Origin of the sequence: Acidovorax sp. YS12 (genome assembly GCA_021496925.1) — a bacterium.
GTDB lineage: Bacteria > Pseudomonadota > Gammaproteobacteria > Burkholderiales > Burkholderiaceae_C > Paenacidovorax.
In genome coordinates, this window is the sequence record CP053915.1 from 751,417 (window position 1) to 775,882 (window position 24,466).

Sequence of the window (24,466 nt, forward strand, 5' to 3'; positions counted from 1 at the left end):
CGTTCAGGCGGCAACGGCCTTGCGGATCTGCTCCAGCACGTCCTTGGCGCTGGCCGGGATCGGCGTGCCGGGGCCGTACACGCCCTTCACGCCCGCGTTGTACAGGTACTCGTAGTCCTGCTGGGGAATCACCCCACCGACGAAGACGATGATGTCGTCGGCGCCCTGGCGCCGCAGCTCGGCGATGATGGCCGGCACCAGCGTCTTGTGGCCCGCCGCCAGGGTGGAGACGCCCACGGCGTGCACGTCGTTCTCGATGGCCTGGCGCGCGCATTCCTCGGGGGTCTGGAACAGCGGGCCCATGTCCACGTCGAAGCCCAGGTCGGCAAAGGCCGTGGCCACCACCTTGGCGCCCCGGTCGTGGCCGTCCTGGCCGAGCTTGGCGATCATCACGCGCGGGCGGCGGCCCTGTGCGTCGGCGAAGGCGCTGATTTCGCCCTTCAGTTTTTCCCAGCCTTCGGCGGAGTCGTATGCGGCAGCGTACACACCGGTCACCTTTTGCGTATCGGCGCGGTGGCGCCCGAAGGTCTTCTCCAGCGCATCGGACACCTCACCCACCGTGGCGCGCAGGCGGATGGCCTGGATCGCCAGGTCCAGCAGGTTGCCCTGGCCGGATTCTGCTGCGGAAGTGAGAGCAGCCAGCGCTTGATCCACCTGGGTTTGATCGCGTTTTGCCTTGATATTGTTCAGGCGGGCGATCTGGCTGTCGCGCACCTTGAGGTTGTCCACCTCGAGGATGTCCACGGGGTCTTCCTTGGCCAGCTTGTACTTGTTCACGCCGACGATGACCTCCTTGCCCGAGTCGATGCGCGCCTGCTTCTCGGCGGCGGCGGCCTCGATCTTGAGCTTGGCCCAGCCGCTGTCCACGGCGGCGGTCATGCCGCCCATGGCCTCGACCTCCTCGATGATCTTCCAGGCAGCGTCGGCCATGTCCTGGGTGAGCTTCTCCATCATGTAGGAGCCGGCCCAGGGGTCGATCACGTTGGTGATGTGGGTCTCTTCCTGAATGATGAGCTGCGTGTTGCGCGCGATGCGGGCCGAGAACTCGGTGGGCAGCGCAATGGCCTCGTCGAGCGCGTTGGTGTGCAGGCTCTGCGTGCCGCCGAACACGGCCGCCATGGCCTCGATGGTGGTGCGCACCACGTTGTTGTACGGATCCTGCTCGGTCAGGCTCCAGCCCGAGGTCTGGCAGTGCGTGCGCAGCATCAGGCTCTTGGGGTTCTTGGCGCCCGTGGCCTTCATGATGCGGCACCACAGCAGGCGCGCGGCGCGCATCTTGGCGATTTCCAGGTAGAAGTTCATGCCGATCGCCCAGAAGAACGACAGGCGGCCCGCGAACTCGTCCACGTCCATGCCCTTGGCGATGGCGGTCTTCACGTACTCCTTGCCATCGGCCAGGGTGAAGGCCAGCTCCAGCGCCTGGTTGGCGCCGGCTTCCTGCATGTGGTAGCCGCTGATCGAGATCGAGTTGAACTTCGGCATGTTCTTGGCCGTGTACTCGATGATGTCGCCGATGATGCGCATCGACGGCTTGGGCGGGTAGATGTAGGTGTTGCGGACCATGAACTCCTTGAGGATGTCGTTCTGGATGGTCCCGGACAGCTTGTCCTGCGAAACGCCCTGCTCCTCCGCCGCCACCACGTAGCCCGCCAGCACGGGCAGCACGGCGCCGTTCATGGTCATGGAGACCGACACCTTGTCGAGCGGAATGCCGTCGAACAGGATCTTCATGTCTTCCACGCTGTCGATGGCCACGCCGGCCTTGCCGACGTCGCCCGTCACGCGCGGATGGTCGCTGTCGTAGCCCCGGTGCGTGGCCAGGTCGAACGCCACCGACACGCCCTGCCCGCCCGCCGCCAGGGCCTTGCGGTAGAAGGCGTTGGACTCCTCGGCGGTGGAGAAGCCCGCGTACTGGCGGATGGTCCAGGGGCGCACGGCGTACATCGTGGCCTGCGGGCCGCGCATGTAGGGCTCGAAGCCCGGCAGCGTGTTGGCGTAGGGCAGCGCCTGCGTGTCTTCGGCCGTGTACAGCGGCTTGACGGTGATGCCGTCGGGCGTGACCCAGTTCAGGGCGTTCACGTCACCGCCCGGCGCCGACTTGGCGGCGGCCTTGGCCCAGTCAGCAAGGCTGGAAGTCTGGAAAGTGGGTTCGGATGGGCTGCTCATGGCGGTGATGCTTTCGCAAATTTGGCAAGAAGGGGCGGATTTGCTCGCTGCTGTTCGCAAGATTGCGCGAGTTTACCCGATCTGTAATTATTAATTCTTAGTTTTTTGCACTACAGTTCCGCCATGTCCGCAGTCACCCTCACCCCCCGCGCGCTCTATGAACAGGTGGCGGAACAGTTGCGCCAGCGCATCTTCCGCCGCGAGCTGGAGCCGGGCGGCTGGATCGACGAACTGAAGATCGCCGAGGAGTTCGGCATCAGCCGCACGCCGCTGCGCGAGGCGCTCAAGGTGCTGGCCGCCGAAGGGCTGGTGACGATGAAGGTGCGGCGCGGCGCCTACGTGACGGAGATGAGCGAGAAAGACCTGCGCGACGTGTACCACCTGCTGTCGCTGCTGGAGAGCGACGCCGCTGGCGTGGTCGCGAGCCGGGCCACCGATGCCCAGCTGCAGGCGCTGCAGGCGCTGCACGACGAGCTGGCCGCCTGCACCCATGACCGCGAGAAATTCTTCGCGGTGAACGAACGCTTTCACCTGCAGCTCCTGGCGCTGGCCGACAACCGCTGGCGCGACCAGATGGTGACCGACCTGCGCAAGGTCATGAAACTCAACCGCCACAACTCGCTGCTCAAGCAGGGGCGCATCGAGGACTCGCTGGCCGAGCACGACGCCATCATGGCGGCGCTGCGCGCACGCGACGCGGCGGCGGCGGCGCAGACCATGCAGGCGCATTTCCGCAACGGGCTGCAGGCGGCTGGATAAAAATCTGTTGGAATCCTGCAAGCTTCCCGCCCTACACTGGACGGCCATGGCACCAAAGCGGCACGGGAGGTAGCGCTGCCACGACTGTCCACGCGATCTTGAGGGGGGCCTGATGCTGGAGCGGTACTTTTTATTCGACCCGTCGTCCGCGCCATTGCTGCACGGCGACCACCACCACGGGCTGATGCTGCTGTCGGTGGCCGTCGCCATTGCTTCATCCGCTCTGGCGCTGTACCTGTCCAAGCTGGCGCGCCAGCCCACGGCGGCCTCGCGGCGGCAACTCACCCTGGCCAGCGGCGGCGTCGCCATGGGGGTCGGCATCTGGGCCATGCACTTCATCGGCATGCTGGCGTTCGATCTGCCCGTGCGCGTCACCTACCACCTGCCCCTCACCCTGCTGTCGCTGTTGCCGGGGCTGGCCGCGTCATGGCTGGCCTTGTGGCTGCTGGCGCAGCCGAACGTGCGCTTTTCGCAGCTGCTGCTGGGCGGAACACTGATGGCCCTGGGCATCGGCGCCATGCACTACAGCGGCATGGCGGCCATGCAGCTCACCCCGCTGCTGCGCTACGACCCGCTGCTGTTTGCCCTCTCCCTGGCCGTGGCTGTCGTGCTGGCCGTGCTGGCGCTGTGGCTGCGCTTTGCCTTGCCGCAATGGATACAGCTGCCTGACTGGCAAACGACCCTGCTGGCCGCCATTGCCATGGGCCTGGCGATTTCCGGCATGCACTACAGCGCCATGGCCGCCGCCCGCTTCATCGGGGAGCCCGACGCCCTGCATCCGGGCGACGATGCCTGGAAACTCACCCTGGCCCTGGCCGTGGCGCTGACCACCGCCGGCATCAGCAGCCTGATGGGCGCGCTCAATGCCCTGCTGCGCTACCGCGACCTGTACCGCCAGATCGACCAAAGCGAGGCGCGCCTGCGCGCGCTGGTCGATACCGCCGTGGACGGCATCATCACCATCAACCAGCGCGGACTGGTGCGCAGCTTCAACCGGGCCGCGCAGGGCATGTTCGGCTGGACGCCCGGGGAAGTGCTGGGCCGCAACATCACCATGCTGATGCCCGAGCCCTACAGCAGCCAGCACGACGGCTACCTGGAGCGCTACATGCACACCCAGGTGCCGCACATCATCGGCACGGGCCGGGAAGTGCTCGGCCTGCGCAAGGACGGCTCCACCTTTCCCATGCGCCTGGCCGTGGGCCGGGCCGATTCGCGCGGGGAACTGCTGTTCGTCGGTTTCGTCGTCGACTTGACCCTGCTCAAGCAGGCACAGGAGCAATTGCGCATCGCCGCCAGCGTGTTCCACCACAGCTACGAGGCCGTGCTCATCCTCGACGCCCGGCACTGCATCCAGGAACTCAACCCGGCGTTCGAGCGCATCGCGGGCCTGCCGCGCGCCGATTGCCTGGGCCGCTCCGTGGAGAGCCAGCACCCCGGCACCGACTTCGGCCCCATCTGGCAGACCGTGGCCAGCGCAGGGTATTGGCAAGGGGAATTGACCACCCCCAGCGCCAACGCCGCGCTGCAGGTGCGCCGCGTCTCCATCGCCGCGGTGCGCGACGGCGGGTCCGATGCGGCCCACCATTTCATCGTCGTCATCAGCGACATCACACAGGCCAAGGCGTACGAGCGCGAGCTGGAGCGGATCGCGATGTATGACAGCCTCACCGGCCTGCCCAACCGCCGCCTGCTCACCGACCGGCTCGAGCAGGCCGTACACCATGCGCAGCGCAACCAGCACCTGCTGGCAATCTGCTACCTCGACCTGGACGGCTTCAAGCAGGTCAACGACCAGTTCGGGCACGAAGCCGGCGACCAGCTCCTGATCACCGTGGGGCAGCGCATCCTGGCCCAGTTGCGCGCCGAAGACACGCTGGCGCGCCAGGGCGGGGACGAAATGGTGCTGCTGCTGGGCGACCTGCACGCCCCCGACGACAGCCTGCCGATCCTGCAGCGCATCCTGGAGGCCATCTGCCTGCCCATCGACCTGCCCGGCGGCCAGGCCCGCGTGTCGGCCAGCATGGGGCTGGCCATCTACCCGGTCGATGCCGACACGCCCGACCTGCTGCTGCGCCGCGCCGACCACGCCATGTACGAGGCCAAGCAAGCTGGCAAGAACCAGTGCCGCCGCTTTGGCGCCACGCTGCAGGGCGCGTGAAGACAGGCCACGGCGCTATCATTTGAAGATCGCCCGGGCCACCCCGGCCTGGCGCACTCCTGATACGTCTGCCTGCATGACTGCCTCCGCCCCCGACCTGCGCACCATCCACACCCTGCCCGAACTGCTGGCCTGGCGTGCCGCCCAAACCCCGGACGCCGAGGCCTACCGGCATTTCGATCCCGCCGCCGGGCAATGGACCAGCCTGAGCTGGGCGCAGACCCGGGAGCGGGTGGCCCGCTGGAGCCGCGCCCTGGCCGCATCGAACCTGCCCCTTGGGGCGCGCGTCGCCATCCTGCTGCCGAATGGGCTGGATGCCATGAGCATCGACCAGGCCGTGCTGGCAACGGGCTGCGTGCCAGTGCCGCTGCACGCCATCGACAACCCGGGCAGCATCGCCTACATCCTGCAGGACGCGCAGGTCGCGCTGCTCGTCGTCGCCGAGCCGCAGCAATGGGAACGCATCCGCGACGTGGGCACGCCGCTGCCGCACCTGCAGCAGGTGGTGGTGACCGACCCGGCCCAGGCGCCCGCCCCCGGCGCGTCCACACAGGCGCCCACGCCAACGCCGGCCCTCACGGCGCTGGCCACCTGGCTGGCCCAGGCGGCGCCCACGCAGGCACTGCCCCCCGCGCCCGCTGCCGGGGACCTGGCCGCCATCGTCTACACCAGCGGCACCACCGGCAAGCCCAAGGGCGTGATGCTCACGCACGGCAACGTCATCGCCGACGTCAAGGCGGTGCTGGCACGCATCACGCCGGTGCCTGAGGACGTCTTCCTGTCCTTCCTGCCGCTGTCGCACACCTTCGAGCGCACCGGCGGGTACTACCTGCCCATGGCGGCGGGCAGTTGCGTGGCCTATGCGCGTTCGGTGGCCCTGCTGGGCGAAGACCTGAAGACCGTCCAGCCCACGGTGCTGGTCTCGGTGCCGCGCATCTACGAGCGCGTGCATGCCAAGCTGATCGAGACGCTGTCGCCCTCGCCCTTCAAGCTGCGGCTGTTCGAGGCGGCGCAAGCCGTGGGCTGGCGGCGCTTTCGCGCCCGGCAGGGCCTGCCGGCGGCCGCGGACGACGGCCAGGGCGGCTGGCTGCGCCTGCTGCCGTGGCCGCTGCTGCGCGCGCTCGTGGCCCAGCCCTTGCTGGCGCAGTTCGGCGGGCGCGTGCGCGTGGCCGTGAGCGGCGGCGCACCGCTGTCGCCCGCCATCGCCCGCTGCTTCCTGGGCCTGGGCCTGCCGCTGGTGCAGGGCTACGGCATGACCGAGACCGCGCCCGTGGTCAGCGCCAACACGCTGGAGGACAACGACCCCGCCACCGTGGGCCGCGCCCTGCCCGGCGTGGAGGTGCGCATCGGCGAGAACCGGGAGCTGCAGGTGCGCGGCCCCATCGTCATGAAAGGCTACTGGAACCGCCCCGAGGACACCGCCCGCACCATCGGCCCCGAGGGCTGGCTGGGCACGGGCGACCAGGCCGAGATCGCCGATGGCCGCATCCGCATCCTGGGGCGGATCAAGGAAATCATCGTGACCTCCACCGGCGAGAAAGTGCCCCCGGGCGACCTGGAGCTCGCCATCACGTCCGACCCGCTGCTGGAGCAGGCCTTCGTCGTGGGCGAGCAGCGCCCGTTCATCGCCTGCATCGCCACGGTGCGCAAGGACGAATGGCGCCAGCTCGCCGAGGCGCTGGGGCTGGACCCCGACGACCCGGCCAGCCTGGCCGACCCGACCGTGCAGCGCGCGGTGCTCGACCGCATCGAGCGCCGCACGTCCAGCTTCGCACGCTACGCCGTGCCGCGCGCGGTGCACCTGGTGCGCGATGTCTGGACGATCGACAACGGCCTGATGACGCCCACGCTCAAGCTCAAGCGCAACAACCTCATGGCGCATTACGGCCCGGTGATCGAGGCCATTTACCAGAAGCGCTGAAATACCAGCCAAATCGGCTTCCAACGCTTGCCAGGCAAGCGCTGGAAGCCATCAAAAAGAGAGTTATCAGCCCTTCGGGGGCAAAGCGCGCAGGCTGCCCTCGGCCATCAGCTTGTCGCACATGCGCCGCGTCATGGACTGCGTGCTGCCATCCGGCGCGGTGAACAGGAACAGCGTCTGGTGCGGGCTGGCCCAGGTGAGCTGCGTGCGTACGGCGCGGCGCTGGCTGAGCAGCTCGAACCAGTCGCCGATGCTGAACGCCGCAGTGGCCTGCGCCACCGGCTGCGCGGGCGCGCCGGCGTCCATATCCAGGTCGATGTCCACATGCTGCGGCGCAGCCTCGGCCTCGGCCGGGGGCGCCTGCTCCTCGGCGGCCGCCGCGGCGGCGGCCTGGGCCAGGGCCAGGACTTCGTCGTGGCGCTCCTGCAGCCGCGCCAGGAAGGACTGCACGTGCTCCTCGGAACGGCCGATGCCCAGCAGCCCGTGGCGCAAGGTCTCGCGCATGCCCGGCAGCGCCGCCGCCAGGCGCTGCGCATCGCTGCCCACCTGGCCGGGCTGCACGCTCCAGAACAGCTCCGGCACCAGTGCCAGATAGCCGCCCGGATCGTCCTCGGCGGGCGCATGGATCTGCGCCCACGCTGCCACTTCGGCCCAGGGCCCGGTGGCGAAATCCACAATGTCGGCGGGCACCTGCCCGGTGTCCGCAAGCTTGCCGATGCCCTGCGCGATCTGCGCGGCCAGCTTGGCGCGCTGCTCCACCTGGCGCAGCGCCTGCGCCTTGGCCTCGCGCTGGGCGCGCTCCTTCCTGGCCTGCGCCTCCCAGGCGGTTTCAAGGGCCGTCAGCACCGAGGCGAAAGGCGCCGCGTCCTGGATGTTCTGGCCCGACAGGTGCACCACGGCCTCGTTGACCACGCGCATGAAGCGGCTGAAGCCCGTGGCGTCCTCGGACGCGAAGGAACGGCTGCGTTCGGTCACTTCGTCGAGCAGGCGCCGCGCGGGGTGCGTCTCGTCGTTGAAGAAAACGGGGTCGTGGCGCACCAGTTGCTGCAGCGCGGGCTCCAGGCTGCGCACGGCCCGCTGCACCGAGGGCAGCAGGCGCGCGTCCTGCACCAGGTGCGCCACCATGCGGCTCACCACCTCCTGCGCCGCCATGCCCGGATCGGCCGCCGGCGCGCCCGAGGGCACGGCGTACACCATGCCCGGCGCCAGCACCGGCACCGCCTGCACGCCGCCCGCGCCTGGCCACGCCACCAGGGGCGCCCCCTGGCTGGCCTGGGCCGGATGCGCCTGGGCCAGGCGGCCGACGATGCGCTCCAGCTCGGCGATGTCCTCCATGGCCTCGCTGGCCGCCATGGCCTGCTGCGCGTAGACACCGCCCTGCAGGCTGGGCTGCTGCGCCGCCAGGGCCCCTTGCGCGCTGACGGCGACCCGGTGCGGGTCCATGGGCTGCGACGCCAGCATCTGGCGCAGCATGCCCACGGTGAGCAAGGCCTCCTCGGCCTCGGCCGCGGGGGAATAGCCCGAGCCCCAGCCGGTCATCGCACCGCTGCGGCTGTAGCCCGTCACGGCCAGGTCCGCGGCCATGCTGTGGCCGTACCCGGTGCCGTAGCCGCCGCCCTGCTGGCTGGCCGCGTAGCCGCCACCTTGCTGGCTGTGGCGCGCCATGCCCGGCCCGGCGGCCACGGCATAGCCCACCGGCTGCACGCCCTGCTCGCGCAGCGCCTTGGCGGTGCGCTCGTATTCCTCGGTGAGCAGCCGCCCCAGCGGATCGCGCAGGTGGCGCATCCACACCTGGCGCACGGCGCCGGACACGCCGGTCTCGCCCACCACCTGCTGCAGCGCGCGGATGTAGTTGTCCGGGCGCAGCGGATTGCGCTCGGGCTGCACGTTGCGCAGGCCCTGGGCCGCGCTGACCAGGGTGTTGAGCTCGGCCAGCGTGGCGTCGGTGGCATGCACAGCCAACTGCTGGGCGCGCGAGAACTCCACCTGCGCCTGCACCTGCGCATCGTCCATCAGCGAGAGTTCGCCGAAATCCATGCCCGTGGCCGTCGCGGGCATGGCCTTGGCGGGGGCCGGCCCCTCGGCGAAGATTTCCAGCAAGGCCATGGGATAGGCCTTGACCAGCGCGGGCGCATGCGCGCGCAGCAGGCGCAGGGCATCGGCCAGCTCGGTGCGCTGGTGCACGTCGCGCGTGGCCGCCTCGTCCGCCGTCAGCGCCGCCGCCGTGGCCTGAAGCAGTTGCTCCATCAGCGCCTCCCCCCTGCGGACGGCATTGACGACGCATGCGCGGAAAACCGTTCTGGCGCTGGTCGCTGGAAGGGACATGGTGGGGGAATGCAAAAAAAGCGAAGGAAACTGCCCGATGCTACTACCTGCAAGGGATTCTTTGCGTGTGTTGTGGCACGGCTGCCAGTTGGACGCCTTCTTCTCTCACAAATCGGCAATGTCCCGCGCCACGATCAGCGATGCCTGCGCATCGGGCTCATGGGCCAGACGGCTGGCCTGGGCCTCCTTGACCCGCTCGAAAAGATTGCGCACCGTGCGCCCATTGCCAAAATGGGCGTCGCGGCGGCGGTGCATGTCTTCCAGCAAGGCCTGGGCACGGGCCAGGGCTTCGCCGTCGAGAACGAACCCCTGGGCCGCGCAGCACTGCTGGAAGATGCCCGACAACGCATCCGGCCCATAGTCCTCGAAGTGGATGCGCCGCATGAAGCGCGATTCCAGCCCCGGATTGGCGCCCAGGAATTCCGCCATCTGCCCGCCGTATCCGGCCACGATCACGGCCAGCCGCTCGCGCTTGTCTTCCATGTGCTTGAGCAGGGCGTCGATGGCCTCGCGCCCGAAGTCCTGCGCGCCGCCCTGGGCCAGGGTGTACGCCTCGTCGATGAAGAGGATGCCGTCGAGCGCGTCCTTGACCTTCTCCCCGGTCTTGATGGCCGTTTGGCCCACGTACTGGCCGACCAGCGCGGCACGGTCCACCTCCACCACATGGCCGCTGCGCAGCAGGCCCAGGGCCTGGTAGATGCGGCCGATCAGCCGCGCCACCGTGGTTTTGCCCGTGCCGGGGTTGCCGCTGAAGACCAGGTGCAGGTTGACCGCCTGCGCCCCCTGCGGCTGCCCCTGTGCGGCCCGGCGCGCATTGGCCTTGACCAGGTTCACCAGCTTGGCGACTTCAGCCTTCACTTCATCGAGGCCGACCATGGCGTTCAACTGCGCCAGCACCTGGTCCAGGCCATCCTCGGGGGCCAGTTGCAGCGTGGGAATGTCGGCGGGCAGCAGTTCCTGGATGTCGGCATGCTCGTCCTCGGCCACGCGCATGGCCTGGTGCTCAACCATGCTCTCGAACAGCTTGCGCATGTCGCGGGCATTGCCAAAGTTCTCGTCGCGCCGGCGGTGCAGGTCGGCAATGTGGCGCGTCAGCGCTTCATCGGCCGGCGTGCCGAAGTGATAGGCGTGTTCGTGCAACAGCTTGACCAGGATCTGCTTGAGCGCGGACGGGTCGTAGTCCTCGAAATCCAGGTAGCGCGTGAAGCGCGAGGCCAGGCCGGCATTCGCCTCGATGAAGCGGCGCATCGGCCCCGCGTAGCCCGCCACCACCACGGCCAGGCGGTCGCGGTGGTCTTCCAGGGCCTTGAGCAGCGCGTCGATGGCTTCGCGGCCAAAGTCCTTCTCGTTGCCCGGCTGGTTCAAGGCATAGGCCTCGTCGATGAAGAGCACGCCGTCCAGCGCTTCCTCCACGTGTTTCGCCACCAGCGGCGCGGTCTGGCCGATGTAGGGGGCCACCAGCTTGCCGCGGTCCACTTCCACCAGATGGCCTCTTTGAAGCAGCCCCAGTTCGGCATACACCTGCCCCAGCAGGCGCGCCACCGTGGTCTTGCCGGTGCCGGGGTTGCCGGTGAACACGCAGTGCAGCGTGACGGGCGCCACGGGCAGGCCCTGCTCCTTGCGGCGCCTTTGCACCGTGGCCAGGCGCGCCAGCTTGCGGATTTCGTCCTTGACGCCCTGCAGGCCGACCAGGCCGTCGAGCTGGGCCAGGGCATCGCCCGGCGCATCTGCGGGCGCGGCCGGTGCCACGGCAGGAGGCGCGGACGGCGCTGCGCCCTCGGCCTCGGCTGCGGCCATCTGCGCGAAGGTGCAGCGCGAAGGGGCAATGGCGCTGTCCTGGTCCGCCTTCCAGGCCCGCTTTTCATCGGCCTGCGCGAAATCGCAGCGCATCAGCATGGCGGTGCCGCCCTGGCGCGCCTCCACGTACGGCGGCTCGCCCCGGAAGGCTGCGTTGTGCACGCTGATCTGGCTGGCCTCGCCATGGACGAACGCGCCGCTGGCGCCGCAGTTCCACAGTGCGCCGCCATGCATCTCGATGCGCCCGCCACTTTGGGCCGCCGCGCCATTGCCCGCCGTGTCGTGCAGCTTGCTGCCGTGCATCTGTACCTGTGCCCCTTCCATCGCCATGACGCATGGGTACTGGGCATCCTGGCCGCCGCTGAAATCGCAGTCCTCCACCATTGCCTGTGCCTGGTTTCTGGCCAGGAGCCCATGGCGCGCCGTATCCCGCACCCTGCTCTTGCGCAGGGCCAGGCGGCTGGCGGCGTCCTGCACGTCCAGCGCGCTCACGCCGCAGCCCCACAGTTCGCAGTCCGCCACCTCGGCGCTGCCGCCTTCCTTGACCCAGACGCCATGGGAGCCGGTATCGTGCAGCTTGCTGGCATGCACCTGGGCCTGTGCGCCCGTCCCAACGATGACCGCTGGATAGTCTTCTCCGCAGCGACTGAAATCGCAGCCTCTGATTTCCACCTGGGCCTGGGCATGGGCGAAGACAGCGTTCCGCGCCGTATCCCGCACCTGCGTCTGGTGGACGCGAAGAACGCTGCCCATGTCCTGGACCTCCAGCGCGCTATGGCCACACCCCCACAGTTCGCAGTCCGCCACTTCGGCGCTGCCGCCCTCGGTAACCCAGACGCCGCAGGAGGCGGCGTCATGCAGCTTGCTGCCACGCACCTGGAGCAGCCCGCCCTTCGATGCCAGCAGCACGGTTTTCTTGCCGTTCGAGGAACCGCCCAGATCGCAGTCCTGCACCGCCACCCGCGCCTGGGCGTAGGCCCAGGCGGCAACGTCTCCCATGTCCCTGGCCTGGGTGCGCCGGAGGGTCAACTGGCTGTCGGGATCCTGGGCCATGAACGCGGGTTTTCCGCTCGCCATGGAGATGCAGTCCTGCACTTCGGCCTGCCCGCCCCTGGACACGAACACCGCATTGCTTTCCCGGCTGCGGAAGGTGCAATCGGCCAGCCGGCTCCAACCCTGCACGCTCACGCAGGCACCGTCGGTGCTGGCCATATCGCAGCCCAGCACGGTCGCCTGCGCGCCCGGCGCCACCCACACGGGGTTGCCGGATCCTTGCGCACTGTCGAACGACAGGTTTTCCAGCACCGCCCGCCCCTTGATGCGCAACTGGAAATACAGATGGACCGTGCCGCGCGCGGCGGCGCAGATCTTGATGTCCTGGTGCGGCACGTCCAGCCCCTGGCCGACGTACGTGCCAGGCGCCATCAGCACCGTGTCTCCCGGCCGGGCGCGGCCCAATGCATCCTGCAGCGTGACCTTGCCCAGCCAGCCGCTTTTCACCTCGATCGTCGCCATGGATGGAGTTCCCCCTGTGTGCCGCCTGCTTTATTTTGATAGCAGCCAGCGCGCGCAGGGCGCCATTTCAGGCTGGTTTATTGCCTGAAAATGGCGCCCTGCGCGCGCTGGCTGCTATGTTTTCTGAAGTTCAGGTTACTTCAGCGCCTTGTAGCGCATGCGCTTGGGCTTGGCGCCCTCCTCGCCCAGGCGCTTCTTCTTGTCGGCCTCGTATTCCTGGTAGTTGCCGTCGAAGAACACCCACTGGCTGTCGCCCTCGGCGGCCAGGATGTGCGTGGCGATGCGGTCGAGGAACCAGCGGTCATGGCTGATGACCAGCACCGTGCCGGCGTATTCGAGCAGCGCGTCTTCCAGCGCGCGCAGGGTTTCCACGTCGAGGTCGTTCGAGGGTTCGTCGAGCAGCAGCACGTTGCCGCCCTGGATCAGCGTCTTGGCCAGGTGCAGGCGCCCGCGCTCGCCGCCCGAGAGCAGGCCCACCTTCTTCTGCTGGTCCTGGCCGTTGAAGTTGAAGCGGCCGCAGTAGGCGCGGCTGGCCATCTGGAACTTGCCGATGTTCAGCATGTCCAGGCCGCCCGAGACGTCTTCCCACACGGTCTTCTCGTCGGACAGCGCATCGCGCGACTGGTCCACGTAGGCCATCTTCACGGTCTGGCCGATGACCACCGTGCCCTCGTCGGGCTGCTCGCGCCCGGCGATCAGCTTGAACAGCGTCGATTTACCCGCGCCGTTCGGCCCGATGATGCCGACGATGGCCCCGGCGGGAACGGTGAAGCTCAGGTTGTCGATCAGCACGCGGTCGCCAAAGCTCTTGGTGACGTTGTGGAACTCGATGACCTGCGTGCCCAGGCGCTCGGCCACGGGAATGAAGATTTCCTGCGTCTCGTTGCGCTTCTGGTATTCGTGGTCGCTCAGCTCCTCGAAGCGGGCGATGCGCGCCTTGCTCTTGGCCTGGCGGCCCTTGGCGTTCTGGCGCACCCACTCCAGTTCCTTCTTCAGGGCCTTGGCGCGCGCTTCCTCGCCCTTTTGCTCGGCCTCCAGGCGGTTTTGCTTCTGCAGCAGCCACTCGGAATAGTTGCCCTTGTAGGGAATGCCGTGGCCGCGGTCGAGTTCGAGAATCCACTCGGCCGCGTTGTCGAGGAAATAGCGGTCGTGGGTGATGGCCACCACGGTGCCAGGAAAGCGGTGCAGGAACTGCTCCAGCCACTCGACCGACTCGGCGTCCAGGTGGTTGGTGGGCTCGTCGAGCAGCAGCATGTCGGGCTTGGACAGCAGCAGGCGGCACAGCGCGATGCGGCGCTTCTCGCCGCCCGAGAGCACGCCCACCTTGGCGTCCCAGGGCGACAGGCGCAGCGCGTCGGCGGCGATTTCGAGCTGGTGCTCGGAGTCGGTGCCTGCCGTGGCGATGATGGCTTCGAGGCGCGCCTGCTCGGCGGCCAGGGCGTCGAAGTCGGCATCCGGCTCGGCGTAGGCGGCATACACCTCTTCGAGCTTGGCCTTGGCGGCGAAGACCTCGCCCATGGCTTCTTCCACGCTCTCGCGCACGGTGTGCTCGGGGTTGAGCTGCGGCTCCTGCGGCAGGTAGCCGATCTTCAGGCCCGCCATGGGGATGGCCTCGCCCTCGATCTCCTTGTCCACGCCGGCCATGATCTTCAGCAGCGAGGACTTGCCCGACCCGTTGAGGCCGAGCACGCCGATCTTGGCGCCGGGGAAGAAGGACAGCGAAATGTCTTTCAAGATCTGCCGCTTCGGGGGCACGGTCTTGCTGACACGGTTCATCGAATAGACGTATTGGGCCATGGCGCGTTGTGAAAAAAACTGCAAAAAAAGGAGCGCCGGATTTCGGCGCGCAACCTGGGATTATCGACGCATGCGACAATACCCCCTGCCATGGGTTCCAGTTGCCCTGGCAACAGCGCTGAAGCTGGGGACGACGGGAAAGCCTTTTTCCCAAGCTCCCACCCTTGAACCCCATCTGCCTGCATAACTGGCGTGGCGCCCCCCAAGGCGCTGCGCAAGGCCGATACCCAGCGCCCCGGATGGGCGCACTTCCTAAATTTCATGACATTCGACGAACTGAAGCTGGCTCCGGCCATTCTCAAGGCCGTGCAAGAACAGGGCTATGCCCAGCCGACGCCGATCCAGGCCCAGGCCATTCCGCTGGTGCTCGCCGGCCACGACCTGCTGGCCGGCGCACAGACCGGCACCGGCAAGACTGCCGCCTTCACGCTGCCGCTGCTGCAGCGCCTGGCCGAAGGCCAGGCCCCGCGCAGCCAATTCGGCGGCAAGGGCATCCGCGCCCTGGTGCTGACGCCCACGCGCGAACTCGCGGCGCAGGTCGAGGAGTCCGTGCGCGACTACGGCAAGTACCTCGACCTGAACTCCACCGTGATCTTCGGCGGCGTGGGCATGAACCCGCAGATCGAGCGCATCAAGCGCGGCGTGGACGTGCTCGTGGCCACCCCCGGGCGCCTGCTGGACCTGCAGCAGCAGGGCTTCATGGACCTGTCCAGCGTCGAGGTGCTGGTGCTCGACGAAGCCGACCGCATGCTCGACATGGGCTTCATCCACGACGTGAAGAAGGTGCTGGCGCTGCTGCCGCGCACCAAGCAGAGCCTGCTGTTCTCGGCCACGTTCAGCGACGAGATCCGCGAGCTGGCGGGCAACCTGCTCAAGGACCCGCAAAGCATCCAGGTCACGCCGCGCAACACCACGGTGCAGCGCATCAGCCAGGTCATCCACCCCGTGGGCCGCGGCAAGAAGAAGCAGGTGCTGCTGCACATCATCCAGCAGCACGACTGGAGCCAGGTGCTGGTGTTCACGCGCACCAAGTTCGGCGCCAACAACGTGGCCGACTACCTGACCAAGAACGGCGTCACCGCCATGGCACTGCACGGCAACAAGAGCCAGAGCGCGCGCACCCAGGCGCTGGCCGGCTTCAAGAGCGGCGAGATCCGCGCCCTGGTGGCCACCGACATCGCCGCGCGCGGCATCGACATCGACGACCTGCCGCACGTCGTGAACTACGAGATCCCCAACGTCCCCGAGGACTACGTGCACCGCATCGGCCGCACCGGCCGCGCCGGCAAGGAAGGCCAGGCCGTGAGCCTGGTGTGCATGGACGAGGAAGGCTTCATGATGGAGATCGAGCGCTTCACCAAGCAGGAGATCCCGGTGCAGATCCTCGAAGGCTTCGGCCCCGAGGAAGGCGAGAAGGCCGAGCCCATCGCCATGGGCCGCCAGACCATCTGGGGCGGCGCCGGCAAGCCGCCGAGCCGCGACGTCATGCAGGCCGCCGCCAAGGCCGCGCGCCAGGAAATGATGGAACGCATCCGCACCAGCAAGACGGCCCAGAAGGAGCGCGGCGGCAAGGCCGGCGGCGAAGCCGGCCAGGGCGGTGAACGCGGCGAGCGCGCCAGCCAGGGCCAGCGCCAGGGGCCGCGCCAGGCACAGGGCGGCCCGCGCAGCAACGCACAGGGCCCGGCAGGCCAGAACCAGGGCCGGGGCCGCAGCGGCGGCGGCGCACGCGGCGGCCGTGGCGGCAACGGGCGCAGCCAGGGCGAGCGCCCGCCGCGCGACGACGACTTCGACGACCACCGCCAGCCGCGCGCCGACGCCCACCTGGGCACCCAGTTCGGCCATCCCAAGCCCGCGCGCCACTCCACGCCCGGCGGCGGCCAGCCCGACCCGATGCGCACCAGCGTGGACAGCATGGCCAACCGTGGCGGACGCGGCGGTGGCGGCGGCTTCCGTGGCGGCTTCGGTGGTGGTGGTGGCGGCGGACGCGGCGGACGCGGCGGCTACGGACGCTGACACCCGGCCCCCCCGCTGCGCGCGGCACCCGCGGGGCCGCGTCGCATTGCCTTAACATCGCACGCTTCGGCGAGGGCAGTCCGGCCCTCCCCTGGACGGAGCCGTGGCGCGCCTTGCCGGCGCGGTGCGCGGGCCGTCCCGAGGTGAGACTTCGTACCCCAGGCATACCGCGACCATGACGACTCCGCCCTCCACCCCCCTCGCACCCTCGCCCACACGCGCTCCGGCCGCCGTGGCGCATCTCACCGCGGCGTGTGCCGCGGCCCTGCTGGCCGCCTGCACCAGTACCCCGCTGCCGCCCTGGCCCACCACGCCGGGCACAGCCACCGCGCCGCGCCCGGCGGCACCGGCACCCCTGCCGCCCCGGGCCCAGCCAGGCGTGGTGGTGGCTGCGCCGCCGGCCAGCCCCGGCGGCGTCACCATCAACCCGCTGGGAACGTCGGCCCAGCCCGCCCCGCTGGCGGCCCTGCCCTACGGGCCCGCCGTGGCCGCGCGCTTCCCGGACCCGATGGTGCGCTACCAGACCCCGGGCCTGGCCGACAACCGCAGCGCCTACACCACGAATGCCGAGCTGGCGCAATGGCTGCGCCAGCTCGAAATCCCCGCCACCCCCGGCGGCACGCGCCTGGCCGTGCAGGAGCTGGGCCTGTCGCAGGCGGGCACCCCCATCCTCGGCCTGGTCGCCACGCGCGCCCAGGGCGCGGACGCCGCCAGCCTAGAGGCCCAGGGCCACCCGACGGTGGTGCTCGTGGGCCAGCAGCATGGCGACGAGCCCGCCGGCAGCGAGGCGCTGCTGGTCCTGGCGCGCGAGCTGGCGCCCGGCGGCCTGCTGGAGCCGCTGCTCGAACGCCTCAACGTCATCCTCGTGCCGCGCGCCAACCCCGACGGGGCCGAGCGCGGCCAGCGCACCACGGCCAACGGCGTGGACATGAACCGCGACCACCTGCTGCTGGCCACGCCCGAGGCGCGCGCGCTGGCGGTGCTGGTGCGCAACTACCGCCCCGTGGCCGTGATCGATGCGCACGAGTACACCGTCACGGGCCGGTTCCTGCAGAAGTTCAACGCCATCCAGCGCTACGACGCGCTGCTGCAGTACGCCACCACGGCCAACCTGCCCGAGTTCGTCACCAAGGCCGCGCACGAGTGGTACTACACCCCGATGACCGACGCCCTGCGCGCCCAGAAACTGAGCAGCGACTGGTACTACACCACCTCCACCGACCCGCAGGACCTGCGCGTGTCCATGGGCGGCGTGCAGCCCGACACCGGGCGCAACGTCAACGGCCTGAAGAACACCGTGAGCCTGCTCGTGGAGACGCGCGGCGTGGGCATTGGCCGCGCGCACCTGCAGCGCCGCGTGCACACCCAGGTCACGGCCATGGCCAGCGCGCTGCGCAGCACGGCCGAGCGTGCCCAGAGCCTGGCGCAGGTGCGCTCGTTCGTGGCGCGCGACATCAGCGCCCAGGCCTGCCGGGGCGAGGTCACCATCGAGGCCGGCCCCACGCCCGGCCAGCATGAGCTGCTGATGCTCGACCCCGTGACCGGCGCCGACCGCAGCGTGCAGGTGCAGTGGAATTCCGCCCTCACCCTGCGCCCGCTCAAGACCCGCGCGCGCCCCTGCGGCTACTGGCTGGCGGCCAGCGCCGGCCCCGCCGTGGAGCGCCTGCAACTGCTGGGCCTGCAGGTGCTGCGCGTGGCCGAGGCCGGCTCGGTGCTGGCCGACACCTACACCGAGACCAGCAGCAGCACCGGCGTGCGCGAGGACGTGCGCGGCAGCGTGGCCGGTGGCGGCGACATCGTGCGCGTGGAGGTCGGCGCCACGCGCGCCGCCATCGACGTGCCTGCCGGCAGCTACTACGTTCCGCTGAACCAGCCGCTGGCCAACCTGGCCGTGGCGGCGCTGGAGCCCGACACGCAGAACAGCTACTTCGCCAACCGGCTCATCCACCAGCTGGGCGATGCCGCGCGCGTGATGGCATCGCCGTCACTGGTGTTCGAGGAACAGGATTAACTCCTGTATTGATAGCTGCCAGCGCTTTCCACGCAACGGCTGGCAGCCGATTTGGCAGTTATTTCTCCGCGTCCTGCAGCAGCCGCCACATGACCTTGCCGCTGCCGCTCTTGGGCAGCGCGTCGGCGAACTCGACGATGCGCGGCACCTTGTACGCCGCCATGTTCTCGCGGCACCAGGCGATGACGTCCTCCTCGCTCACCTGGCCCTTGTGCGACGGGCGCAGCACCACCACGGCCTTGACGGTTTCGCCGCGGTAGGCGTCCTTGGCGGAGACCACGCAGGCCTCCTGGATGGCGGGGTGGCGGAACATCAGCGCCTCCACTTCGGCCGGCCAGACCTTGAAGCCGCTGGCGTTGATCATGCGCTTGAGGCGGTCGGTGATGAAGAAGTAGCCCTCTGCGTCCATCCAGCCCAGATCGCCGGTGCGAAAGAAGCGCTTGCCGCCGCGCTCGAAGAACGCGGCGCGCGTGGCGCCCTCGTTGCGCCAGTAGCCCGAGAACACCTGCGGCCCGCTCACCACGATCTCGCCCTGCTCGCCCTGGGGCATGGGCTCCAGCGTGTCGGGGTGGGCAATGAACGACTCGGTGCCGATGAACGGCATGCCCAGGCACTGCTGCTTGCTGTGCTGCGCCGGGTTGTTGTGCGAGGGCGCGGCGGTTTCGGTCAGGCCGTAGCCCTCCTGGTAGGTCAGGCCATATTCATCCAGCAGGCGCTGCGCCACCGCCTGCGGCATGGCTGCGCCGCCGCCGCCGATGTAGGCCAGGCTGTGCAGGTCGAACTGGCGGAAGTTCGGACTGGCGAACAGGTCGATCACCATCGTCGGGATGTTGGTCCAGTTCGTCACCTGGTAGCGCGAGATCAGTTGCCCGGCCAGCTCGCGGTCCCAGCGCGGCATCAGCACCATGGTGGCGCCCAGGTAGATGCTGGCATGCATTACCGACACCATGCCGGTGATGTGGAACATGGGGATGACGGTCAGCGTCACGTTCTCGCTGCTGCCCTGGCCCCACAGCGCCGAGGCCACGGCGTTGTGCATGATGCTGCGGTGCGTGTGCATGCAGCCCTTGGGCAGGCCCGTGGTGCCGCTGGTGTAGGGCAGCACGCTCAGGTCCTGCGGCCCCACCGTGAGCGGCGGCATGGGGGTGGTGCAGGCCAGCGCGTCCTGCCACGCCGCCGTGGCGCCGCCATCCAGCGCAGGCAGCGGGTGCTGCGCGGTCAGCCACGCCTGCCAGGCGGCCGGAATGGCGTCGCCCTGCCCTGGCGGCGGCAGGTACTCGCCGGGCTGCGTGACCAGCAGGTGCGCCAGGCGCTGGCCGGGCGGCAGGGCGTTGCTGGCCTTGGCCAGCTCGGCGCCCAGGTCTGCGCTGGCGATGGCCACTTTCACCTCGCCGTCGGTGATGTAGTGTTTCAGCTCCTCGGCCAGGTTCATGGGATTCACCGGCACCACCACGGCATTGGCACGCAGGATGGCGAAGTGCCCCGCCACCAGTTGCGGCAGGTTCTGCATCAGCAGGATGACGCGGTCGCCCTGGCGCACGCCCACGCTGTGCAGGTAGGCGGCCAGGCGCTCTGCCGTGTGCGCCAGCTCGCGGTACGGCACCTGCCGGCCGAAGAACACCAGCGCCGCCTTGTCGGGGTAGCGGCGCGCGCTGGTGTCGAGGTTGTCCGGCAGCGCGGTGGCAGGCACCGTGATGGACTGGGGCAGATGGCTGGGCCAATGGGCGAGATGGGGTGGCTGCATAGCGAAAGCGGTTGGAAAAGTTGCCAAGCCGCTGACGCTAAGGCTTGCGCGCCCCGCTGGCGCGGGGGAAAGCCCTGAGCCGGGGTCACCTGGGCGACGCCGGGGATGGCTCGCGTTCAGTGCTGCAACTGCTGCCACACCTTGTCGAGCCGCTTGGTGCTGACCGGGTACGGCGTGCGCAGCTCCTGCGCGAAGAAGCTCACGCGCAGCTCCTCCAGCATCCAGCGGTATTCCTGCAGGCGCGCGTCCTGCTGGCCCTTGCGCTCGGCCAGCAGGCGCCCGTAGCGCTGCTCCAGCGGCTGCAGCTCCTTGAGCTTGGCGGCGTCGCGCGCCGGGTCGGCGCGGTACTTGTCCAGGCGCACGCCGATGGCCTTGAGGTAGCGCGCGTAGTGCTGCAACTGCGCCCAGGGGGCCTGGGCGATGAAGTTCTTTGGCATCAGCTTTTGTAGCTGCTCGCCCGCGTCCCGCGTGGCTTCGGGAGCGTTTTTGGTGTCCTTGATCTTGCGCTGCGCGGCGGCGTATTCCTGCAGGATGGCGCCGGCCATGCGCGCCACCTCGTTGGCGATCAGCGTCAGGCGGCCGCGGCCCTCCTGCACGCGCTGCTTGAAGGCGTCCTCGGTGGCGGGCAAGGGGTCCTGCAGGAAGGCGCGGTCCATGGCTACGGCGATGATCTGCGCGCGCAGCTCCTCCTGCGTGCCCAGCGGCATGTAGGCCACGGCCATCCTCTGCAGGTCGGGAATGTTTTTTTCCAGGTACTTGAGCGCGTCCTTGATCTGCAGCGCGAACAGGCGGCGCAGGCCCACGCGGTGGCGGGCGGCGGCCACCTCGGGTTCGTCGAACACCTCGATGGCCACGGCCTCGCCGTGGTCGATGAGCGCCGGAAAACCAAGCAGCGTCTGGCCGCCCTTCTTGATTTCCATCAGCTCGGGCAGCTCGCCAAAGCGCCATTCGGTGTAGCGCGCGTCGTGCGGGGCCACGGCGGGCGGTGTGGCCTGCGCTCTCTTTTCAGGAGCTGCTGGCGCTTGTTCCTGGCTGTTTTTCTGCTGTTTTTTATCCGAATCCGTTGCTGGCTGTGCGCTGCCAGCTATCTTTAATGAAGCAAGCGCCTGGAAGGCGCCGCGCGCCTTGCTGCCCCATTCGGCCTTGAGCGCAGCCAGGTTGCGCCCCTGTCCGAGCTGGCGGCCGTGCTCGTCGGTCACGCGGAAGTTCATGAACAGGTGCGGGCTGAGCATGTCGGGCTTGAAGTCGGCGCGCTTCACGTCGAGCGAGGTTTCATCGCGCACCTGCTTGAGCAGCGTGTCGATCAGCCCAGCCTTGCCGGTGGCCTCGGCCCAGCGCCCGTCCGCGGTGAACAGCGCGGCCAGGCGCGCGGCGTTCTCGGGCAGCGGCACGAAGCGGCTGCGCGGGCGCTGCGGCAGGCTTTTCAGGAGCGCCTGGATCTTGTCCTTGAGCATGCCGGGCACGAGCCATTCGGCGCGCTCCTCGCTCACCTGGTTGAGCACGAACAGCGGCACCGTGACGGTCAGCCCATCGCGCGCGTCGCCCGGGCTGTGCAGGTAGGCGGCCGAGCAGTCAGCGCCGCCGAGCTTGACGGTCCTGGGGAACTTCTCGGTGGTGATGCCCGCCGCCTCGTGGCGCATCAGCTCGTCGCGCTTGAGCAGCAGCAGGCCGGCATCGGCCTTGCTGGCGGGGCGGAACCACTTGTCGAAGGTGGCGCCGCTGTAGATGCCCTCGGGAATGTGCTGGTCGTAGAAGGCGTAGATCAGTTCGTCGTCCACCAGCACGTCCTGGCGGCGGCTCTTGTGCTCCAGCTCCTCCACCTTGCGCACCAGCTTGTGGTTGGCGGCGAGGAAGGGCCAGTGCGTCTCCCACTCGCCCTCGACCAGCGCGCGGCGGATGAAGAGCTGGCGCGCCTCGTGCGGGTCGATGCGGCCGTAGCTCACGCCGCGCCCGTTGTAGACCACCAGGCCGTACAGCGTGGCGCGCTCGTAGGCCACCACGTCGGCCTGCTTCTTGGACCAGTGCGGGTCGAGCAGCTGCTTCTTCAGCAGATGGCCGCCCACCTCCTCCAGCCACTGGGGCTCGATGGCGGCGATGCCCCGGCCGTAGAGGCGCGAGGTCTCGACCTGCTCGGCCGCGACGATCCAGCGCCCGGGCTTCTTGCCCAGGTGCGCGCCGGGGTGCGGGTGGAAGCGGATGCCGTGCGCGCCCAGGTAGGCCTCGCTCTCCTCGCCCTTGAAGCCGATGTTGCCCAGCAGGCCCGAGAGCATGGACAGGTGCACCGCCTCGTAGCTGGCGGGCTGGGTGTTGACCTGCCAGCGGTGCTCCCTGACCACGGTGAGCAGCTGCGAGTGGATGTCGCGCCACTCGCGCACGCGGCGGATGTTGATGAAGTTCTGCCGCAGCAGCTGCTCCCACTGGCGGTTGCTGAGCTTGTGCGTGGCGTCGGGCTCGGGCGCCGTGCCGGCGGGGTGAAAGGCTGCGGGCCGCTGCTCCGGCGCCTGCGGCGCCTGGGCGCCGCTGCCGCGCTGGGCCACGGGCAGGAAGGCCGTCTGGCGCGCGTTCTGGCGCTGCGCCGGGGCGCTGTGCGCGGCCATTTCCTTGCGGCTCATGGCCACCACCTTGCCGCCGCGCGCGTCGTGCAGCCACTGCCACAGGCGCAGGTAGCCCGAGAACTCGCTCTTGTCGTCGTCGAACTTGGCGTGCTGCTGGTCGGCCTGCTGCTGCGCCTCCAGCGGCCGGTCGCGCACGTCCTGCACCGACAGGGCCGAGGCGATCACCAGCACCTCGGCCACCGCGCCGCGCGCGCGCGCCTCCAGGATCATGCGGCCCACGCGCGGGTCCAGCGGCAGGCGCGACAGCTCCTGGCCCATGGGCAGCAGATTGCCGCGCTCATCGACCGCGCCCAGCTCCTGCAGCAGTTGGTAGCCGTCGGCGATGGCGCGGCCCGAGGGCGCTTCGAGGAACGGGAAGTTCACCACGTCGCCCAGGCCCAGCGCCTTCATGCGCAGGATGACGCCGGCCAGCGATGAACGCAGGATCTCGGGGTCGGTGAAGCGGTCGCGCTGGTTGAAATCGTCCTCGCCGTAGAGGCGGATGCAGATGCCGTGGGCCACGCGCCCGCAGCGCCCGGCGCGCTGGTTGGCCGCCGCCTGGCTGATGGGCTCGACCAGCAGTTGCTCCACCTTGCTGCGGAAGGAATAGCGCTTGACGCGCGCCGTACCTGCATCGATCACATAACGAATGCCAGGAACGGTGAGCGATGTTTCCGCCACGTTGGTGGCCAGCACGATGCGCCGGCCGGTGTGGCCGTCGAAGATGCGGTCCTGCTCCGCCTGCGACAGGCGCGAGAACAGCGGCAGCACCTCGCTGCTCCGCAGCACGGGCGAATGCTGCAAATGCTTGCGCAGGTGGTCCGCCGCCTCGCGGATCTCGCGCTCGCCGGGCAGGAAGACCAGGATGTCGCCGCCCCGCCCGCCCTGCCAGAGTTCGTCCACACCGTCGGCGATGGCGTCGTTCAGGTCGTAGTCCTTCTTTTCCTCGAACGGGTGGTAGCGCATCTCCACCGGGTAGGTGCGGCCCGAGACCATGATGACTGGCGCGGGGCCGCTTTGGCCCGCGAAGTGCCTGGCGAAGCGCTCCGCGTCGATGGTGGCCGAGGTCACCACCACCTTCAGGTCGGGCCGCTGGGGCAGGATCTGCTTGAGGTAGCCCAGCAGGAAATCGATGTTCAGGCTGCGCTCGTGCGCCTCGTCGATGATGAGCGTGTCGTAGGCCTTGAGTAGCGGGTCGGTCTGCGTCTCGGCCAGCAGGATGCCGTCTGTCATCAGCTTGACCGAGGCGCCCTTTTGCAGCGTGTCCTGGAAGCGCACCTTGTAGCCCACCACCTCGCCCAGCGGCGTCTTCAGCTCCTCGGCGATGCGCTTGGCCACGCTGCTGGCGGCAATGCGGCGCGGCTGCGTGTGGCCGATGAGGCGGCCCTTCTGCCCCTCGGGCGCATTGCGGCGGCCACGCCCCAAGGCAAGGGCGATCTTGGGCAGTTGCGTGGTCTTGCCGGAGCCGGTTTCACCGCAGACGATGATGACCTGGTGTTTTCGCATCGCCTCGGCGATTTCGTCGCGCCGGGCGGAAACGGGAAGGGATTCGGGGAAAGTGATGGACAGGGGCACGGGGCGCGATTATCCGCGCGCGCCAGAGCGTTCAGCGCAAAAACAAGCAAAAACAGCCTGCAACCCTTGCCATGCAAGCGCAAGCAGC

11 protein-coding genes are annotated in these 24,466 nt (G+C 69.1%); 5 read left to right on the plus strand and 6 right to left on the minus strand.

From position 1 onward, the window contains the following. Positions 1–3: 3 nt before the first annotated feature. Positions 4–2,166, minus strand: a complete 2,163-nt coding sequence (gene scpA, locus YS110_03630) for a methylmalonyl-CoA mutase (protein ID UJB63923.1) — start codon at positions 2,164–2,166, stop codon at positions 4–6. Positions 2,167–2,289: 123 nt separating this feature from the next. On the opposite strand from scpA, the gene YS110_03635 reads away from it, so the two are divergent. From YS110_03635 to YS110_03645, 3 genes are all read left to right on the plus strand, one after another. Further along, positions 2,290–2,925: a GntR family transcriptional regulator gene (locus tag YS110_03635; GenBank protein UJB63924.1), complete on the plus strand. Its 636-nt coding sequence runs from the start codon at positions 2,290–2,292 to the stop codon at positions 2,923–2,925. Between the two features lie 112 nt (positions 2,926–3,037). Further along, positions 3,038–5,086, plus strand: a complete 2,049-nt coding sequence (locus YS110_03640; protein UJB63925.1) for a diguanylate cyclase — start codon at positions 3,038–3,040, stop codon at positions 5,084–5,086. A gap of 76 nt (positions 5,087–5,162) precedes the next feature. Beyond that, entirely contained in the window at positions 5,163–7,007 is a 1,845-nt protein-coding gene (locus tag YS110_03645) for a long-chain fatty acid--CoA ligase (protein ID UJB63926.1), read from the plus strand. Positions 7,008–7,073: 66 nt separating this feature from the next. Here YS110_03645 and YS110_03650 read toward each other — a convergent pair whose 3' ends face one another. From YS110_03650 to ettA, 3 genes are all read right to left on the minus strand, one after another. Further along, on the minus strand, positions 7,074–9,332 hold the full coding sequence (locus tag YS110_03650; protein UJB63927.1) for a DUF1631 family protein: 2,259 nt from the start codon (positions 9,330–9,332) through the stop codon (positions 7,074–7,076). Between the two features lie 105 nt (positions 9,333–9,437). Next, entirely contained in the window at positions 9,438–12,644 is a 3,207-nt protein-coding gene (locus YS110_03655) for an AAA family ATPase (GenBank protein ID UJB63928.1), read from the minus strand. Positions 12,645–12,779: 135 nt separating this feature from the next. Continuing rightward, positions 12,780–14,441 carry an energy-dependent translational throttle protein EttA gene (gene ettA / locus YS110_03660; protein UJB63929.1) on the minus strand — a complete coding sequence of 554 codons (1,662 nt, stop codon included), beginning with the start codon at positions 14,439–14,441 and terminating at the stop codon, positions 12,780–12,782. A gap of 261 nt (positions 14,442–14,702) precedes the next feature. Between ettA and YS110_03665 the strand changes: the two genes are divergently transcribed. Together YS110_03665 and YS110_03670 are read left to right on the plus strand one after the other, a co-directional pair. After that, positions 14,703–16,454, plus strand: coding sequence for a DEAD/DEAH box helicase (locus tag YS110_03665; protein ID UJB63930.1), 1,752 nt, complete (start codon positions 14,703–14,705; stop codon positions 16,452–16,454). Positions 16,455–16,629: 175 nt separating this feature from the next. After that, a complete protein-coding gene (locus YS110_03670) occupies positions 16,630–18,465 on the plus strand; it encodes a succinylglutamate desuccinylase/aspartoacylase family protein (protein UJB63931.1) in 1,836 nt (611 codons plus the stop codon). Between the two features lie 58 nt (positions 18,466–18,523). Here YS110_03670 and YS110_03675 read toward each other — a convergent pair whose 3' ends face one another. Both YS110_03675 and hrpA read right to left on the minus strand, forming a co-directional pair. Further along, entirely contained in the window at positions 18,524–20,209 is a 1,686-nt protein-coding gene (locus YS110_03675) for a long-chain fatty acid--CoA ligase (protein ID UJB63932.1), read from the minus strand. 116 nt (positions 20,210–20,325) lie between these two features. Further along, a complete protein-coding gene (gene hrpA / locus YS110_03680; protein UJB63933.1) occupies positions 20,326–24,378 on the minus strand; it encodes an ATP-dependent RNA helicase HrpA in 4,053 nt (1,350 codons plus the stop codon). Positions 24,379–24,466 lie beyond the last annotated feature (88 nt).

Bases quoted from the DNA above. Each gene is read 5' to 3' on its own strand.
- scpA (UJB63923.1), bottom strand. From the start codon at position 2,166: ATGAGCAGCCCATCCGAACCCACTTTCCAGACTTCCAGCCTTGCTGAC.
- YS110_03635 (UJB63924.1), top strand. From the start codon at position 2,290: ATGTCCGCAGTCACCCTCACCCCCCGCGCGCTCTATGAACAGGTGGCG.
- YS110_03640 (UJB63925.1), top strand. From the start codon at position 3,038: ATGCTGGAGCGGTACTTTTTATTCGACCCGTCGTCCGCGCCATTGCTG.
- YS110_03645 (UJB63926.1), top strand. From the start codon at position 5,163: ATGACTGCCTCCGCCCCCGACCTGCGCACCATCCACACCCTGCCCGAA.
- YS110_03650 (UJB63927.1), bottom strand. From the start codon at position 9,332: ATGTCCCTTCCAGCGACCAGCGCCAGAACGGTTTTCCGCGCATGCGTC.
- YS110_03655 (UJB63928.1), bottom strand. From the start codon at position 12,644: ATGGCGACGATCGAGGTGAAAAGCGGCTGGCTGGGCAAGGTCACGCTG.
- ettA (UJB63929.1), bottom strand. From the start codon at position 14,441: ATGGCCCAATACGTCTATTCGATGAACCGTGTCAGCAAGACCGTGCCC.
- YS110_03665 (UJB63930.1), top strand. From the start codon at position 14,703: ATGACATTCGACGAACTGAAGCTGGCTCCGGCCATTCTCAAGGCCGTG.
- YS110_03670 (UJB63931.1), top strand. From the start codon at position 16,630: ATGACGACTCCGCCCTCCACCCCCCTCGCACCCTCGCCCACACGCGCT.
- YS110_03675 (UJB63932.1), bottom strand. From the start codon at position 20,209: ATGCAGCCACCCCATCTCGCCCATTGGCCCAGCCATCTGCCCCAGTCC.